Origin of the sequence: Spirosoma agri (genome assembly GCF_010747415.1) — a bacterium.
GTDB classification, from domain to species: domain Bacteria; phylum Bacteroidota; class Bacteroidia; order Cytophagales; family Spirosomataceae; genus Spirosoma; species Spirosoma agri.
The window spans coordinates 2,272,404-2,287,128 of the sequence record NZ_JAAGNZ010000001.1; the positions used below are offsets into that span (position 1 = coordinate 2,272,404).

Below are 14,725 nucleotides of genomic sequence, written 5' to 3' on the forward strand. Positions count from 1 at the left end.
TATAATTAGCGTTTTTCATTGACTGTGGTAGATTGGCTCGAATAGTAATCCATAACAACCTTTACCCAGTCTAATTGATCATTGGTGATAAACACGTTTGGCTGGAAGCCGGTCTCGTCAATTTTACCGTGTAAACTCCAATCAGTTCGCATAGTAGCTACATAACCCTCATAACGGCCACAGGGTAAGCGATAAGGCTTAACAGTGCCATAATCCATTGTACCGCTTGTAGGAGTACCAAATGAGGTCACCTTCTTACTTTGTTGGGCGTACTCAAGCAGTAATTCGGTGCTACTAGCGCCCCCATCATCAATTAACAGAGCCACTTTTTTTGGCATACTTATCATGCTATCTAAGCGGATGGTGCGTCCTGGATAACTTGTAAGTTTACCGGCTACCTTCTCAGAAACACCCGAATCAACAAAGGGATTTGTATAAATTAGTTGCATGAACTCACCCCAAGAATCAAAATTACAACACCCTCCTGCATTACCACGCAAATCAATAATCAGATAGGGGGTTTGACGAATAATGGTTCTATGTTGCGTCAGTACAGTGTTGAAAGTGGAGTCGGCCACAGCAAATGAGCTTATTTTTAAATAGCAAAAATTTTGGTCGATTACCTCAAACTTAAAATTAGACATCTGTCTCTGTCGAGTGAGTAAATCGACTTTCTTGGCTAAATCAGCTTTGTCTTCAAATTTGGCCGCCGTTCGAACCCAGTAGCCGCCGTAGCCTGAAAATTTCAAAATATCCCCTTGCAAATGAGCTTTGTAATGTATGGGGGTAAAATTTCGGAAGTAATAGATAGCTTCAAATTCCTGGGATGGGGTACGCTTCAAAGTAAATTTGATCAACCCGGCTTGCCAAGTATCAACTTTTGTGCTTGCAATACTGCCAGTGTACAGATTTGGGTCCTTCTTATCTTGATAGACAATCACTCGGTACATATCATCGACATCTCGCCAAGTTCCTTCTATAGGCGTTAGACGAGCCTGTTTAGTCAAAAGATAGCTGTTGATCTCACTCAGTGACTCTTTGGCTTTCAAAGGTTTCAATAAGTTGGCCATTTGGTCCGTGAAGTGAATCGTGAAGTGACCATCCCTAAAAAAGGCAATGTACTTTTCGAGTACAGGTAGACATTTGTCGGAGGAGATGAGTCGAGCTTGACGATCTAATTTCTGAAGAAGGCCATTGTGCTGGCTTAAGGTTTTCTTGGAAACCTTATCTTCAAAGCCTGCATACTGGTCTTTGGCAATCTGAACCAAGGCTTTTAAGTTAGCTTGACATGAGCAACTATCTTGTTGTTGAGCACTCACATAATTTGAACAGATTGATAGAAAGAGAATGAGGATGAAGTGTTTCACATTTTTGTTATATAAGTGGAATTATGTTGACCAAAGTCAAAAAGCACTTAAATCTCATCGTCAACCTCTCCGTTCCCTTCGTCCGGTTTATCGACGATCATTTCCCGAAACTGAGTTAAGTTTTCGCGGAACTGCCATGCCTGATGATCGTCATGTGGGTCTTGCATCCAGTCCTGACTAGGCATATTCTCCGGTAGGCTCAGGTATTGCTCCAGTACTAAATTAAGATAAGCAGCATCGACGCCAGCTGAATGAAGGTGTTCGCGCAGGTCGGTAAACCGGGCGGGTGCAGGGATGGGCATATATAGAGCCGGTTGGTCACTGCGAACACTCATCCTTTCAGACGACCGTGTTGAACTTACATCAACGTGCCAACCGGCCATGTCTTGGAGCACAGGCCGGTTGGTCGTCTGAAAAGGAAATAAAACTAAGTGTTCGCACAGCAAACATACGAAAAAAGCCCTACCTCCTTTTGGAGATAGGGCTTTTCTTGTTGAGATAACTTACACCTGTGTTGCTTCGTCGCCGGTTGGCTCACCTTCTGTTTCTTCAGTTGGCTCTGGCTCCACCGGCTGGCGGGCGGCTAGCTTCTCCTGCACCAACTGTTGGAGGGCTTCGGCTTCGGCAATGCGCTCGGCGGCCTGCGCTTCGTCAATCTGTTCAGGCGTCATGCCATCATATTTGGCATTGAGTGTCGCCAGATCACGAGCCTGAACCAGCGTGTTGACGATATAGCCCAAATTAGTGAAGGGGTCTTTCTCCAGAGGAGAATCCTTAAGGCTGCCATCTGTCATCTCATTCAGGACGCGAACGGCCCCCTTGCCGGCGTTCTCCAGCTGCTTAATGACTCCGTCGATCTTCTTACTGTCCAGCGTGTACATCCTCTTGCGTTTGTGCAGCTAGGCCAGGCGTTGCCACGAGTTCAATAAATCCTTTGCCGACTTCAGTGTTAAAGTATTCCTCTAACACGTCCTGCGGTGTATTTTCGTCCAGAACAACCGAGCCAAGCCCGTTCTCCAGCTTCACATTCTTGATTACCTGATACATTGTCGTTAATGCGCCTGTGCGCTTAGTTTTTGCCATGATGATATAAGAAAAGCCTCGCACCGGCGAACCGGTTCCCAACTGAGAGAGTCTAGTTAACTAGATGAATCCCGACACTTAGACCGGTAGGGGAACCGTTACCGCAGTGGGTAAAATGGGTGGGTGCCAAGCATAGCCATCACCTTTGAACTTGAAGTCGATCTGCAACTGGTCGTCGCCTTTCGCGCCGGAGTCGGTCGAGTCTTCAAACTCCAGTGGCTGCCAGCTGCTGCCATGCACCGCCCGCGTACCATCTTTATACACCGCAATGGCAATACCTCCTTCGTTGAAGGTTTTGTCGATAGCCGCCATCTGGGCGGCTTCATAACCCGCCATCTTGGCCTCGCCCGAATGCGAACAGTTCTGGTAGCCCAGCTTGCCTTTGCGGTCCGACTTGACCCGGCAGGTGTCGAGGTCGAAGGTCACCACCGCAGCTATTACCCCCGTTTTAAGCGGAATGGTTGTACCTACGATTAAGCCGGCTGCCACATCCGTGTCGATTGGCCAATCGCGGGTGAAATCGGATGTACTCAACAGATACAGCTTAATGATACCGCCCAGGTTGGCTTTCTGACGCTCCTTGCGGCTCATACTGGCAAAACTGACGGTCGCCATGCCCAAGGTGACCCCATCGGCCCCCATAAAGAAATCCTGCACGGCAGGCGGGACCAGGGCGTGTACGTCAGCCGGGGCAAACAAACTGAGGGCTAGCGTCAGCCCTACTAAAATTGAACCGAGTAATCGGATGCTTCTCATGGTTTCTAAGAAAAAATAAGTTTTGGTGAATCAGTAGGTGAACATCCTTGCAATCGACACGGCAAGCTTCTTGAGCCTATTTACTGTTCATGAACAGCACCCGGCCATCGCAGTAGTTAATGCCGATCTCCCCATCAATAAATAGCTTGATCGCGCGATCCGCCTTCTCGATCTGGATGCTCGGCACATCGCTAGAGTCTTCTTCCGGTCCCAATACGGCCAGATTGCCCAACAGGGTCAGGAAGATTTTGCTTGTGCTTTTTAGCCAGCTGCGGGGTTCAATGGTCACATTGGGCAGAATAGCCAGGCGAATCACATTCCCGTCGCGGTAAACGATCTGCGAACTGTTGCTCAGCTGCGCGTTCAGTGCGTTGATCATGTGCACGTACAAAATCGGGTCGAGTGCCATTACACCTTCTTCGTCGAGCGGATTGTCCATCACCTCAAAAAAGCGCATGGCCAACGCCTGAATTTCGGTCAAGATGTTCGACTGGTTAATGGTAGCCGCTGCCGTTACCATGTTGGTCGATGGAATGTCACCAACCGCACCCGTTCCCGTAGTTGCATACCCCAGATCGAACAGAATGTCCAGCCCGTCCGTAATATCGATGTGGCTGTTTCCTGTCGGGTTAAAAACGCCCTGCCAGATGGCACCGTGCACGTCTTTGCCAATCTGTTTATTGATCTCACCCATGTACCAGTTCATGGCCGGGAACGAATAGATATCGCTCGAATCGACAGCGGTACGTTTAGCCAGGTAGGTTTTACTCCAGGCATAAATCTGCTTTTCGTCCAGCTTCAGGTCAACCTTAAAGGGGCGCAATATCCCTTCGCGGTTAGCCAGGCTAACGCCCCCCTTAAAATTGGTATTTCCGGTGCGGCCCGGCTGAACCATAGGGTCGCTGGACGAACGGATCAGGGGCACCTTGTCCCGAATCTGAAAGCCGGTAAACAGCCGGTCCTGTTTGATCTTAAATCCGTTCGCCAGATTTAAGTGGAAAATCGTGGAGTAATCCGCGACGTTTTCCTTGAGTTTGTCAGCGAGTTTGCTGAGATCGAGTGAGCCTGCCACTGGTGAAAAAGTTAAACGTTAAAAAATTGATAGTTGGATAAAGCGATCAGATGAACAGTCGACTAGTCCTGCACCGGCACATCGATGTCAGCCATTAAGCCCGGATATTTGGCTTTCAGCTCCATTTTCTTGTCCAGACTGGCCTGCTCTTTCTCCGACAGTCCCGTTTCTGCCTTCTGCTTCGGGTTGGTCGAATCACCCGTCACGTTGGCCCCATCCAAAGCCGCTTTGTGCGCATCCCAGGCGGTGGCTCTCGGCGTCAGTTCAGCCACTTTGTTATTGGCTGCGGTCAGGTCGTTATTGGCTTTGGTGAGAGCCGCTTCCGATGCCGTTAACTTGTCCTGCGCTTCTTTCAGGCTAGCGTTAGCGGTGGTTAGATCATTCGCCACGGCCTCGTTACCCTGGGCCTGCGCATCGAGCCGGTTCTGCGTTTCCTGCGCTTCTCCGGCGAAGGCGTCAAACTCTTCCTGGGTGAGTTTTTCCGAAATAGCTTTCTCGCTAGTCGGAAACAGAGCGGCTAGCACTGCCGCTACGGTTTTGGTTGGTTTAAGCATCGGTTATTTAGAAAGTTGTACTGCGCGTTGAATGGCCTGAGAAAGAGAGCCCTTCCGATCGGCCAGCCCTAACCGAATCGAATCGGCAGGGGTATACATTTTGCCCGTGTAGACCTCGTTGCTGGTGATCTTACCCGCCCGGCCACGACGGACATAGCCCACAAACTCGTTCCGGCACGCGTTGAGCGTGGTCTGAATTTCGGCCAGCGTTTGGTCTGAAATTGGCTCGATGCCATTGATCAGGGCTTTGTCCTGTGAGCCTTCGGCCCGCAGAATCTGCACATCGAATCCCTGCATTTCCAGAGATTTGGCCTGATTGACCAGAATCATCAAGACGCCGATGGAGCCAACGCCCCCGATCAGCTGATCTTCCACGAAAATTTCGGTGCACTGGCTGAGGACGAAGTAGGCGGCACTGGCAGCAAACGGAGTCCAACCGATAATGGGTTTGCCGAAGTTCTTGACCGCATCGGCAAACGCGCGGGTGCTATCGACGGTGCCACCCGGTGAATTGGTTTTCAGTACAGCCGCTACCGTGTTGTCATCCCGGCTCAGAATGTCGAGCCAGCGCATCAGGGTTTCATTGCCGTAGGAGCACATACCCCCTTCCCGCGACATGGCTCCGTTGATGGGCAGAACCGCCACCCCACTGTCGAGTCGGAAGTAATCCGCCACGTACTGTTCACTGCGGCTTAATTTGGCGTCGATGCTAGGATTGACGTTCAGCAGATTGGCCGGGATCGCATCCTTACCCGCTTCCAGCCGGGGCTGAATGATCTGCCTCATGCGCTCTGCGTAGCCAGGCTCGATGTACCACTGTCCTGCAAAAGAAAAACCCGTCATGCTTGGCTTCTGGAGAAATTGACGCTACAAACATGACGGGCTAAAAAGCCAGTTACTAGGACATAAACCGCTCTAATTATCCCACCACGATTTGCCGAACCAGCGGCAAGCCAGGTACATACAATAGTTGCGGATCTTCTTGGTTGGCTCGACCGCCTTCAACTGCTCATACAACTCCAGGTCGGCCAGACGCCGGGCTTCTTTTGCGCCAAACTCGTTCGTAAACAGCCGATTGTCATACCACCAGTCGTGTAGAATTGTCGCCCGATTGTACCGGCCTATTGGGGGAAATACCCCCCAGAATAACATGGGCACGCTGGCAAAATCGGTCGTATACCCGCGTGGCACGGTCACCTTACCGGCTCTGGTCTGGAACGTAATCGAGTAGACCAGTTCCCACCGATCGGCCTTGAGCGGATCTTCCTCTTTGTAGCGGACAATGATGGGCTGCTTCATAATCCGCTGCGTGCGTCGATGGTTAGAATCTCGCTCGTCAACAGGGCGTAGAGCAGGGAGGCAAACGAGGTTTTATCGTTGACGGTGAGCCCTTTCTTTTTCAGATCGCCCAGGGTAATGGCCTGAAAGTAGTCCCGCTGGGCAATCGTCCCCTCCGGAACGACCTGCCCAGCGGCATTCACAAACGACCCCGCCGTTTGGCGAGTAACGATCTGATCGGCGTAGCGTTGCAGGCCCGCCTGTTTCTGCTCGTCGGTCAGGGAGTCATCCGCCAGAATACGTTCGGTGAGTGGCTGGCCAGTTGCATCGACGGTGATTACCCGCACCTGCTGAATCATGTTGAGGTCGGGGCCGACGACAAAGTTTTCGTGTTTGGCGATGCGCTTGAAACTCGTAACGCGCTCGTCCGAAATAGGGGTGGTGATGGTATTCATGGGGGAAAAGACAGGAGTTAAAACGAAGACTTACCAGCTCTGGAGTTGAATACGACGCCAGCCAGCGGTGGTTTTCAGGTAGAACCAGGTATCGTCCCAGGCGAATGCGCCCGCCTGCCCGTTGGGATCGCCAGGGCCGGAGGGGGTATACTTGTTCTCCAGCCGTAACTGGTCGTAGCCAGTAGCGCCCTTGGCGTGTAGCCGAGCCGTGGGTGCCGACGTGCCGATGCCTACGTTGCCCGCACTATCGACGCGTACCCGTTCGGTATTGCCACTGCTCTCGATTACGAACGCGTTGACATCACCACCCGGTTGACCAATGGCCCAACTCGCCAGGTTCGATTGATCAAACAGAATTTTGGCTCCCGTCCGACCGGTAGTGGTTCGGGAATTAGAGACGACTATTATCCAGCCGTTTCCCGGATTGTTGTCCACCGCTTTGAGCCGGAATGCCGACGTCGTATCGCCAATCGATACATTGCCATTGCCAGCAATACGCATCAGCTCGACGCTGGTGATGGGAGACGAGCCGGCGACAAACACGTGGGCGTCGGCTTCGGAGTTGACCGAATAAACGAGTTTACCGCCCTCAATGCCGAATCCGTAGAACTGGTAATCGTTGGGTGCGCCCTGATACAGCACGATTTTTCGACGGGCCAGCACGGAGGAAAAGGCCAGAAGGGGGGTGAGCCCAGAAATAAACAGGGTATAGGCGATCGTTGCCCCCCAGGGTACGAATTTGAGCACCCCGTCTGGATCGGTGCCCAGCTTGTCGATTCGGTTACCGGGATGGTGTAATTCAACGTAGGCAGGTCCCCCGTTTTGCGCGTTGATTCGTATGGCCCCCTGATCGTAAGCCGTTTGTGCCAGCACCTTGTTGTCGGGGTTGCGGGTGTAGGCTTCAATACCGCCCTTGAAACGCGTGATACCGGTGCGGTACACATCATCGGCGTTGGCTCCACCGGGTTGGTTGTCACTGGTTTTAAGCCAGGTGCTCAGGTTGCCGTTCACGGCTCCGGTAACCCAATCCACCACCTTTTTCAGCGTGGTAATGATGGTCGCAATCCGGATGCCCCGGTAGCCTTTGTTTGCCAGATCATTATCGATCTCGTTCTTGATCGATGTTCCGTCTGCTGCCATGTGTATTAAGAAAAGAAGTCGTAAGAAAAACCGTAAGAAAATTCGGCGTCGAGTTGGAGCGTATCCAGTAGCGGAAAGTCGGAAAAGAAGTAGGCTGGCTGTCGGGTCTGGCACGACCAGCTGAAAAAGTAGCCACTGGGTGACGCCTGATAGTTTGCCAGAAACCGCAGGGGCTGTTTGGCCGTACCAACTACTTTCTGATTTCCGTTACCATCCTGATAAATGGCTACCCATTGGCGGCCCGTCATCCGTTGCATAACCAGCGCCGTTAGCTGGTGATCGTTGGGCACCGTCATCGCCAGCGACTGATTGTAGACAACACCCTGTATGGTGACACTGGCTTTCTGATCGTAGCTGCCCCGATCGGTCGGGAAACTAAAGACATGTATCTTGGCGTCTTCGCCCAATTGCAACCCGTTCTTCCGTAACGTCCATCCATTCTCTAAACCGAGTGGAACGGTACGCGGATCAATGACCCCGAGCAAGTGCCGGGCTTCGATAAGCCAGAGCTTTCGAATGCCCGGCACATTTGCCTGACCGCCCTGGTTCGGTAGTGCAGGAATCGCAGTGGTTCGGTCCTGGGGATTCATGGGGCAAAGTAGCCGCTTCTATCAGCCAAATGGTAGGACGCAAAAAAGGCCCCTTTCCAGATGGAAAAGGGCCAATACGATAAGTTGAAAGGCTTTCCTTAAGTGAACAAGTTTATAAACGAGTGAGCAACTACTAAAAATTGGTGAGTACCCCCCTAAAACAGGTGAACAACTGCCCCAACTTTATTTTCAGGCAACTTGCAGCATAGTATCCATTTTCTTGGCCATGTACCGCTGGTGGTCGCGCCATTTCTTCCGCAATGAGTCGGCAGAAACCATATCTTCGGTAATGCCGTAACGCTCCATGAAAATATTGACGGCTTCGTAATCCGAAATGCCCAGCATCAGCGACACTTCCATGCACTCCAGAAATGCCTGCGTAAACAGATAGTTCAGCAGCTTGGCCACCAGCTGGAGCTTGGCCGGGTGAATAAAGTGATTCTTCAATGAATCGGGGTAGTGCAACGTGATGGCTGTCGCTTCATCAACATCCATCTTGGGGAGTACATGACGGAATCCTACTTTCTCACAGGCAATCTCAGCTAATACACCCAGCATTGATTTTTTGGTCATATCAATGATTGGCGTGTTGTTACCATAGCGGGCAATAACAAATTGACGAACGTGATTCTCCTTAATTGGTATACGTGTTTTAAGCATATAGACAAAATGAGCAAGATTACTTAAATTTAAAGCGACTTGTAGTAACCTTACGTTCGTTTATTTCGCAAATCCCCCCGTTGGCGCGGGAGGATTTTCGTGTTTCTGGCCTACCGATACAAAAGTGGTCAGTTCGTCAGGCTGTCGTTAGGACGTCTATTTAGCTCGTAACTCGTTACGTCACCCGCTGGAGCCACGGCGATCATAACCCGGCCCGCATTCAGCTCCCGTAGGTATTCATGCACTTTCTGTAATTCCTCCACACGTTCACAGTTGGCTAATAGAGTAGCCAGTTCAACAATCGCATCCCGCATCACGCCGATGGGCTCATATTCTTCCGGGGTCAATATGGTTTTTAGCCGAGTATCGTGCCGTTCAGCGGCTTTACCGACGGCATCTTTATTGGGCGAAGGAGCCAGTAGGATATAGGTCATCTGGGTCAGTAAGTAATTGACGACCTTGTTCTTATCACTGATTTTCATACCTCTGATTATAGTTGTTTAGGGTGTCGATCTGTACGCTGCAAATTAGTCTGTCTCCTCATCGGTAAACAGCAATCCCTGCGGAGCTGGTTGCATCGTTTGTTTAAGCCGCTCCAGCCGTTTGATCACGGATTCAAGGCGGGTCAACCGACGAGTCGCTTCTTCGCGCTTCAGGGCTGGTTTCGTCCCACGAGTCAATGCGGGATACGCTGATTTACGTTCGTCGAGTTCCCGCTTTAATTCTTCCAATTCTTCATCAATCGTTAATTCTCTGGCCATTTTTTCTGGTAGGTTGACTGGTTGACCGTAAAAGCCTGTTTTTCGTCCAATTTTTTTGGTAACTGCCTGACTGTTAGATTATCCTACCGGTCAACTAGAGTCAACTAAATTCATGTTTTTTGGGAGCTAAGTGCTTGATACTCATTCGGCGCAGTCAACTTTTTGGGGTTGACTTTAGTTGACTGGCGGTCAACCTGAGTCAACGTTACTTAGTTGACTATTTTTAATGAGTATCAAGGAGTTAAGGGGTGAAAAAATGTAATTAGGTTGACTCTAGTTGACCAGTAGATTATATTGATAGCCAGCATTTTACAAATCAAATTGTACTAAAAAGGGAATGTAACCGGTCAACCAGTCAACCCCCTAATAATTCTTGGCATTGAACGCCCCCGGATACTTCTCCAGATACTCTTTGTAGCGTTTGTTGATCGCCTGTTTTGATACGCTCAGGTGGGCGGCCAGGTCCTTCTGGCTGTAGTTGAAGGAGCGGAGCAAACTGGCGAATTCGAGTACTTGAGGGGGGACGATCATCTTCTGTTTGGCTGTCTGATAGGCTTCAAAGCCCGATTGCAGAAAGTAATCACAACAGAGTAGCGCCTTTGCAACGTCGTCTTCTTCCACCCAGCCTGCCTTACGCAGATTCGGTTCAGTAAAGGCCGCATGCATCATCTTTATGATCAGACTCATGCGTAAGGCATATTCCTTGATTTTGCCCAATAAGCCGGCCTGCACACCCCGTTCCTGAATACTATCAATATCGTTGACCTTTCGCGTCTGTACGTCCTGCCACTGCTGAAAATACTTGATAGCTGCCGGGCTGAGCTTGTAGACCTGTGCTTTGTCGTCCCGGTAATCCATTGCCAGTTCTTCATAAAGCCGTTTGATCATGGTGTTGTACGGCGAAATCAACGCATTGTCGAGCCGGAAGGAGAGGTTAGGGGAAATGGCCTGATCTTTCTCGGCAAAAGCCCACAGAAAGCGAAAGACAAACCCGGTTTCGAGCCGGTTCTTTTCAAAGAAGCGATAGAGAATATTGGGCTGGGTCGAGCCGATCACACTAGCGCACCAATGATCACGATTGACGATCGTAAGTTTGCCACCCGTTCGCTGAAGTCGGAACGAGGTGGTTGGTGACCAGCCACCTGTCCAGAAAGAGGCTTCCGAGGCACCCGACTTGTAGCGTTCCATATCGTCCAGCCACTTAACCAGCTCATCTTCATAGCGGGCAATCCCTTTGAAGTTGTGGCCGAATACATCCTTAACCAGCGCTTCAAACGTAATGTCCTGTACAATGACCACCTTCATCGGTACATAGTCGGCGGGCGAACTGGTCAGGTCGCTGTCATCATCTTCACCCGCTTTACCTTTGGCTTCCAGCCCTTCGTAATACTCCTGGTCGAATTTCTCCTGCATCTTATAGAAGGGCTTCATCAGGACGCCCTGTACCATCGATTTGCCGGATGAACTGATCCCTACCGAAGCGCCCCACATCGATAGGCCAACCTCCCAACTGCCAGTCGAAGCCCGTAGAGCCGAGCCAATGGCAATGCTGCCTGCTTGCAGGAGTGTCAGGCCAATGAATGATCGCTCACCCTTCAAATCACCAACGAGACCGGCAATTAAGGGCTGTATCGCCTGGGGGAAAACGTGCAGTGGAAACTGAAGCCCTTTGCGTCGTTTTTTGGTTTCAGCATCCAAATCATCGTCGGTCAGGACAACGGCAAATGGACTAGACTCCAGCGCGGGTAATTTATGTTGAAAAGGTTGAAACGGCTGGTAGGTTTTCATAAGCCAAAGTCGAACGAGAGAAAGGAAAGTAAACGACAGGCTTCCTGCTCGGTTAGCGAAACGGCTCCGGCTGCTGTCATTAGTTGTTTGGATTGTGGCCTGAAAATGAATTTCCCGCTGGTTGATACAACCAGGTCATTGCTAACCTTGTACATGCGATCGGCGGGCTGCTCGACCGTCACTTCATTACGGACAATCTGGCCGGTACTGAAGTCATTTTTCTGGCCTACATATTCAGACGCATAGATCTCCTTTCGATCATGGTGGTTGATGGTGTCCCCATGCACATGGCGGGGTGTTTGCGCTTGAACATCTAGCGAATTGATTAGCTCGATCGCCTGATCGAACACCTGTTCTAGTGCCAGCAATGGAGCTGACTGCTGGTGACGGTATTGGTTGAAAATGGTCGCTGCTTCGGTGGTCGCTTGAGCGAAGGCTACTTTTTTAGAAGCGAGTACATCAATCCGTTGCGGCTTATGTCGCTCACTCATAGTCGTATGGATCAATAAATGGTGGATTATCCAGGGGTTCAAAACGCTCGATAACGCGAGGGAACACGGTTATCGCTATGAACAATAGCATAAATAGGAACCCCCAATACAGGTAGGAAAGGATTGACCTCATAGGAAATTGATGGAGAGTGAGATTTGGAGTCAACGAACGTGACTCCAAATCAATTGGGCAATGGTTAGGAGAACAAGGACAGAGCAACCAGCTCAGTAGGTCGTATGGATGATTCAAGCAATTCACCGGTTAAAAGCCAGTAGTCTGTATTAGACAATGCAGGCGCTAACTGCATTTTAGTCTTCATACTGATTTCGCGTTCTGCCTTCAAAAAGCGTTTGAGTAGTGACAGTTGTCGGGCGTCTATGACCAGGTTGTGGGCTTCATTCGTCAACCGGCTGAGCATAAAATCATCAAGTTCAATTAGGTTATTGGTACTTAAATCGTGTGGTATGGGAAGGCCATAAAACTTGTGCAACAGTACGGTGTACATACGTTTTTGTAGTGCCTCCATCAAATCAGTTGGCATTTTTACGACGTACTGGCTGAAATGATTAATGGCTTCTGGCCGCACTGGAGCCACTAACGGTCTGATTACTGTGAAGAGTTTGAACATCCTGATACTTGGTTTAATCGTTGCACCCGTAGCGGGTATTAAGTGTTTTTTTGATGGTATCGACAAGCTTATGGAGGTCGTTGTACCAGGCTTGTTCGCCAATTACCATTGGCTGCCCATAGCAGTCCCATCCAGCGATAACGTGCTCAGCCTTAGCCATTAGTCGGTACAGGTTTGAGTCTGTTTCTAAGTCGAGTAGGGTATGGTCGAAGCCGGGCTGCATGGCATCGATCAGGCTGATCATGGGGGTGGCTGGTGTGGCTTGAAGAAGGGAGCCACTAGTATCACCGCGAGTAATAGAAAGAGTAGAACGTGCATACATTGGCTTAATTGGTTGATTGGCATTGAACATTGCTTAGTGCATTAGCTTTACTTTTTGCCGTTTCAAACGGGTTGATATCTCTTTATGCTTAGCCTTGAAATGAATGGCAGCTCTCTCCACTAGTTCAGTAAGTTCAGGATCAGCCACCCGTGCCTGCCAGGCATTATGCCATCGACTAGCGAAGGTTAACTTGTTAAGGTGGGGTGCTTCTTTGGCCACAAATTCGATTACATCTTGCTGGCCGACTGCTATGGGTAATTCCTTTCGGGCATCCAGCATTCGCTGGCGACAGGCTTGTGCTGCCGAAACCGCCTGCACTGTTTTTCTAACCATCCTTATAGGTGTAGTTTCGTTTGCGTAATAGTTATAGAAAGGGGCCACTTTTTAGTGTATTTTAGCACTGCTTTTAGTGGCCCTGTCCACTTTGGTAGTGCTAAAGTATCAGTAACTATTACCAAAGTCAAATAAACTAGGACTTAAATTTTTTGCATGATACCTCTCCCTGAAGTTTTAAAACGCCTGATGGATGATAAAGGGCTGAAACAGAAAGATATAGCTGATTTCCTAGGTATATCTAAACAAGTTGTAAGTAACTGGTTTACCAGAGGGTATAAACCAGAACTGGAACAAATGCCTAAGCTGGCAGAACTGTTTGGTATATCTGTAGACGACTTCTTTAAAATTATGGATGGAAAAGTCGTAGAAACTAATACAAAAGGTGGACTCTCTGAAAATGGTCTAACGGTATCTGAGGCATATCAGATGCAGAAAAAAATCAGCGAGTTGCAAGACCAGCTAATACAGTATCAAGCGAAAGAATTAGAGGAAAAAAATCGGCAAATCGAAAACAAGAGCTGCTTGCGTCCTGATCAGGACATTACTTCTACTACCACCACACCTAAATTAGCCGATTAAGATTTTTAAGTTTTCACCTTCAAACCTTATAGTAACAGGATGTTAAAAATTTACCTCAGTGCCTTTGCGATTGCCCTTATTACCGTGACTGCCGAAGCTCAAACAATGCCGGTTGATCCTGATACAAAACTTGTTACATACAGTGAAGTAATTGAGACTCCAGGCGTTAACAAAAATGAATTGTATGTTCGTGCCAATACATGGTTTACTCGCACATTCAAATCCGCAAAATCAGTGCTGGATTTGCAAGACAAAGAAGCAGGTAAGCTAATAGGGAAGGGATCAATGCCAGTCACCATAAAGGTGCCTATTTTAGGTGCTACAGACGCTGGAACAATATCGTCTACAATCACTATTATGTGTAAAGATGGGAAGTACAAATATGTGATCGACAATCTAAATCATACCCGTCCTTTTGGTCCTAATACTCAACTTTGGGTTGATGCTGGTCCATTGGAGAAAGAGAAGCCAGAATCAGGAATGATGAAACGACCCAGTAAAAAGGAGTGGAATGATATTAAAGAAGCGGTTGATAAGGATTTAAAAATTATAGCTACAGATCTCAAGAAGGCAATGGCTAAGAGCGATTCAGACTTCTAAAGACCGAGTCAGTATAAGCGACTAAAAGTCAACTAATTTAAAGGGAAAAACCGCGTTTGCAGCCAATGAGAGCATTTTTTGTATAATTCCCTGCCGAATTCGAATCTCTCCGTCTCCACAAAAAAGTAAAAAACCTCGAAATCAGTCTGATTTCGGGGTTTTTTTTAATAAAAGTGTGGCCAAAATGCCAACATATTAATATAACTACAAACAATTCTAAAGTACCTATTAGCTATACTTCAGAATTGTTTATGAAGGAAATTC

22 protein-coding genes are annotated in these 14,725 nt (G+C 49.0%); 2 read left to right on the forward strand and 20 right to left on the reverse strand.

What is annotated here, in order from left to right; genetic code table 11:
* Positions 1-5: 5 nt before the first annotated feature.
* The 20 genes from GK091_RS29955 to GK091_RS09455 all read right to left on the reverse strand — a co-directional run bounded on the left by GK091_RS29955 (position 6) and on the right by GK091_RS09455 (position 13,279).
* Positions 6-1,367, reverse strand: a complete 1,362-nt coding sequence (locus GK091_RS29955) for a S41 family peptidase (RefSeq protein WP_164036651.1) — start codon at positions 1,365-1,367, stop codon at positions 6-8.
* Between the two features lie 47 nt (positions 1,368-1,414).
* Positions 1,415-1,669 carry a hypothetical protein gene (locus GK091_RS09365; protein ID WP_164036652.1) on the reverse strand — a complete coding sequence of 85 codons (255 nt, stop codon included), beginning with the start codon at positions 1,667-1,669 and terminating at the stop codon, positions 1,415-1,417.
* A gap of 201 nt (positions 1,670-1,870) precedes the next feature.
* Positions 1,871-2,248 carry a hypothetical protein gene (locus GK091_RS09370; RefSeq protein ID WP_164036654.1) on the reverse strand — a complete coding sequence of 126 codons (378 nt, stop codon included), beginning with the start codon at positions 2,246-2,248 and terminating at the stop codon, positions 1,871-1,873.
* Complete coding sequence (locus GK091_RS09375) at positions 2,229-2,450, reverse strand: hypothetical protein (RefSeq protein WP_164036656.1); 222 nt, start codon at positions 2,448-2,450, stop codon at positions 2,229-2,231. Before GK091_RS09375 ends, GK091_RS09370 begins: the two co-directional genes overlap by 20 nt.
* Positions 2,451-2,528: 78 nt before the next feature.
* The gene (locus tag GK091_RS09380) at positions 2,529-3,206 is read right to left on the reverse strand and encodes a hypothetical protein (protein WP_164036657.1); all 678 of its coding nucleotides are present in this window, start codon (positions 3,204-3,206) and stop codon (positions 2,529-2,531) included.
* Between the two features lie 76 nt (positions 3,207-3,282).
* Positions 3,283-4,278, reverse strand: a complete 996-nt coding sequence (locus GK091_RS09385) for a hypothetical protein (RefSeq protein WP_164036660.1) — start codon at positions 4,276-4,278, stop codon at positions 3,283-3,285.
* A 62-nt stretch (positions 4,279-4,340) separates the two neighbouring features.
* Positions 4,341-4,832, reverse strand: a complete 492-nt coding sequence (locus GK091_RS09390; protein WP_164036661.1) for a hypothetical protein — start codon at positions 4,830-4,832, stop codon at positions 4,341-4,343.
* A 3-nt stretch (positions 4,833-4,835) separates the two neighbouring features.
* A complete protein-coding gene (locus GK091_RS09395) occupies positions 4,836-5,618 on the reverse strand; it encodes a S49 family peptidase (RefSeq protein WP_164036663.1) in 783 nt (260 codons plus the stop codon).
* 129 nt (positions 5,619-5,747) lie between these two features.
* Positions 5,748-6,131, reverse strand: a complete 384-nt coding sequence (locus GK091_RS09400; protein ID WP_164036665.1) for a DUF1353 domain-containing protein — start codon at positions 6,129-6,131, stop codon at positions 5,748-5,750.
* Positions 6,128-6,565, reverse strand: coding sequence for a hypothetical protein (locus tag GK091_RS09405; RefSeq protein WP_164036667.1), 438 nt, complete (start codon positions 6,563-6,565; stop codon positions 6,128-6,130). The genes GK091_RS09400 and GK091_RS09405 overlap by 4 nt, the downstream gene beginning before the upstream one ends.
* A 30-nt stretch (positions 6,566-6,595) precedes the next feature.
* Entirely contained in the window at positions 6,596-7,705 is a 1,110-nt protein-coding gene (locus tag GK091_RS09410) for a hypothetical protein (protein WP_164036669.1), read from the reverse strand.
* Between the two features lie 5 nt (positions 7,706-7,710).
* Positions 7,711-8,295, reverse strand: a complete 585-nt coding sequence (locus tag GK091_RS09415; protein WP_164036671.1) for a hypothetical protein — start codon at positions 8,293-8,295, stop codon at positions 7,711-7,713.
* Between the two features lie 189 nt (positions 8,296-8,484).
* A complete protein-coding gene (locus GK091_RS09420) occupies positions 8,485-8,955 on the reverse strand; it encodes a hypothetical protein (RefSeq protein ID WP_164036672.1) in 471 nt (156 codons plus the stop codon).
* Positions 8,956-9,083: 128 nt separating this feature from the next.
* Positions 9,084-9,437 carry a hypothetical protein gene (locus tag GK091_RS09425; protein ID WP_164036674.1) on the reverse strand — a complete coding sequence of 118 codons (354 nt, stop codon included), beginning with the start codon at positions 9,435-9,437 and terminating at the stop codon, positions 9,084-9,086.
* A gap of 45 nt (positions 9,438-9,482) precedes the next feature.
* Positions 9,483-9,716, reverse strand: coding sequence for a hypothetical protein (locus GK091_RS09430; protein ID WP_164036677.1), 234 nt, complete (start codon positions 9,714-9,716; stop codon positions 9,483-9,485).
* A 363-nt stretch (positions 9,717-10,079) separates the two neighbouring features.
* Positions 10,080-11,504 (reverse strand): DUF3987 domain-containing protein, encoded by a 1,425-nt coding sequence (locus tag GK091_RS09435; protein ID WP_164036678.1) that lies wholly within the window; start codon positions 11,502-11,504, stop codon positions 10,080-10,082.
* Entirely contained in the window at positions 11,501-11,995 is a 495-nt protein-coding gene (locus tag GK091_RS09440; RefSeq protein ID WP_164036680.1) for a hypothetical protein, read from the reverse strand. Before GK091_RS09440 ends, GK091_RS09435 begins: the two co-directional genes overlap by 4 nt.
* Positions 11,996-12,192: 197 nt before the next feature.
* On the reverse strand, positions 12,193-12,624 hold the full coding sequence (locus GK091_RS09445) for a hypothetical protein (RefSeq protein ID WP_164036682.1): 432 nt from the start codon (positions 12,622-12,624) through the stop codon (positions 12,193-12,195).
* A gap of 13 nt (positions 12,625-12,637) precedes the next feature.
* A complete protein-coding gene (locus tag GK091_RS09450; RefSeq protein ID WP_164036684.1) occupies positions 12,638-12,946 on the reverse strand; it encodes a hypothetical protein in 309 nt (102 codons plus the stop codon).
* A 33-nt stretch (positions 12,947-12,979) separates the two neighbouring features.
* Complete coding sequence (locus GK091_RS09455; RefSeq protein ID WP_164036686.1) at positions 12,980-13,279, reverse strand: hypothetical protein; 300 nt, start codon at positions 13,277-13,279, stop codon at positions 12,980-12,982.
* Between the two features lie 156 nt (positions 13,280-13,435).
* Here GK091_RS09455 and GK091_RS09460 point away from each other — a divergent pair, with 156 nt between their 5' ends.
* Both GK091_RS09460 and GK091_RS09465 read left to right on the forward strand, forming a co-directional pair.
* Positions 13,436-13,861 (forward strand): helix-turn-helix transcriptional regulator, encoded by a 426-nt coding sequence (locus tag GK091_RS09460; protein WP_164036689.1) that lies wholly within the window; start codon positions 13,436-13,438, stop codon positions 13,859-13,861.
* A 39-nt stretch (positions 13,862-13,900) separates the two neighbouring features.
* The gene (locus GK091_RS09465) at positions 13,901-14,461 is read left to right on the forward strand and encodes a DUF4468 domain-containing protein (protein ID WP_164036691.1); all 561 of its coding nucleotides are present in this window, start codon (positions 13,901-13,903) and stop codon (positions 14,459-14,461) included.
* Positions 14,462-14,725: the final 264 nt, after the last annotated feature.

Coding starts and splice junctions, on each gene's coding strand:
- GK091_RS09365 (WP_164036652.1), bottom strand. CDS start 1,669: ATGCCCATCCCTGCACCCGCCCGGTTTACCGACCTGCGCGAACACCTT.
- GK091_RS09370 (WP_164036654.1), bottom strand. CDS start 2,248: ATGTACACGCTGGACAGTAAGAAGATCGACGGAGTCATTAAGCAGCTG.
- GK091_RS09375 (WP_164036656.1), bottom strand. CDS start 2,450: ATGGCAAAAACTAAGCGCACAGGCGCATTAACGACAATGTATCAGGTA.
- GK091_RS09380 (WP_164036657.1), bottom strand. CDS start 3,206: ATGAGAAGCATCCGATTACTCGGTTCAATTTTAGTAGGGCTGACGCTA.
- GK091_RS09390 (WP_164036661.1), bottom strand. CDS start 4,832: ATGCTTAAACCAACCAAAACCGTAGCGGCAGTGCTAGCCGCTCTGTTT.
- GK091_RS09395 (WP_164036663.1), bottom strand. CDS start 5,618: ATGAGGCAGATCATTCAGCCCCGGCTGGAAGCGGGTAAGGATGCGATC.
- GK091_RS09400 (WP_164036665.1), bottom strand. CDS start 6,131: ATGAAGCAGCCCATCATTGTCCGCTACAAAGAGGAAGATCCGCTCAAG.
- GK091_RS09405 (WP_164036667.1), bottom strand. CDS start 6,565: ATGAATACCATCACCACCCCTATTTCGGACGAGCGCGTTACGAGTTTC.
- GK091_RS09410 (WP_164036669.1), bottom strand. CDS start 7,705: ATGGCAGCAGACGGAACATCGATCAAGAACGAGATCGATAATGATCTG.
- GK091_RS09415 (WP_164036671.1), bottom strand. CDS start 8,295: ATGAATCCCCAGGACCGAACCACTGCGATTCCTGCACTACCGAACCAG.
- GK091_RS09420 (WP_164036672.1), bottom strand. CDS start 8,955: ATGCTTAAAACACGTATACCAATTAAGGAGAATCACGTTCGTCAATTT.
- GK091_RS09425 (WP_164036674.1), bottom strand. CDS start 9,437: ATGAAAATCAGTGATAAGAACAAGGTCGTCAATTACTTACTGACCCAG.
- GK091_RS09430 (WP_164036677.1), bottom strand. CDS start 9,716: ATGGCCAGAGAATTAACGATTGATGAAGAATTGGAAGAATTAAAGCGG.
- GK091_RS09435 (WP_164036678.1), bottom strand. CDS start 11,504: ATGAAAACCTACCAGCCGTTTCAACCTTTTCAACATAAATTACCCGCG.
- GK091_RS09440 (WP_164036680.1), bottom strand. CDS start 11,995: ATGAGTGAGCGACATAAGCCGCAACGGATTGATGTACTCGCTTCTAAA.
- GK091_RS09445 (WP_164036682.1), bottom strand. CDS start 12,624: ATGTTCAAACTCTTCACAGTAATCAGACCGTTAGTGGCTCCAGTGCGG.
- GK091_RS09450 (WP_164036684.1), bottom strand. CDS start 12,946: ATGTATGCACGTTCTACTCTTTCTATTACTCGCGGTGATACTAGTGGC.
- GK091_RS09455 (WP_164036686.1), bottom strand. CDS start 13,279: ATGGTTAGAAAAACAGTGCAGGCGGTTTCGGCAGCACAAGCCTGTCGC.
- GK091_RS09460 (WP_164036689.1), top strand. CDS start 13,436: ATGATACCTCTCCCTGAAGTTTTAAAACGCCTGATGGATGATAAAGGG.
- GK091_RS09465 (WP_164036691.1), top strand. CDS start 13,901: ATGTTAAAAATTTACCTCAGTGCCTTTGCGATTGCCCTTATTACCGTG.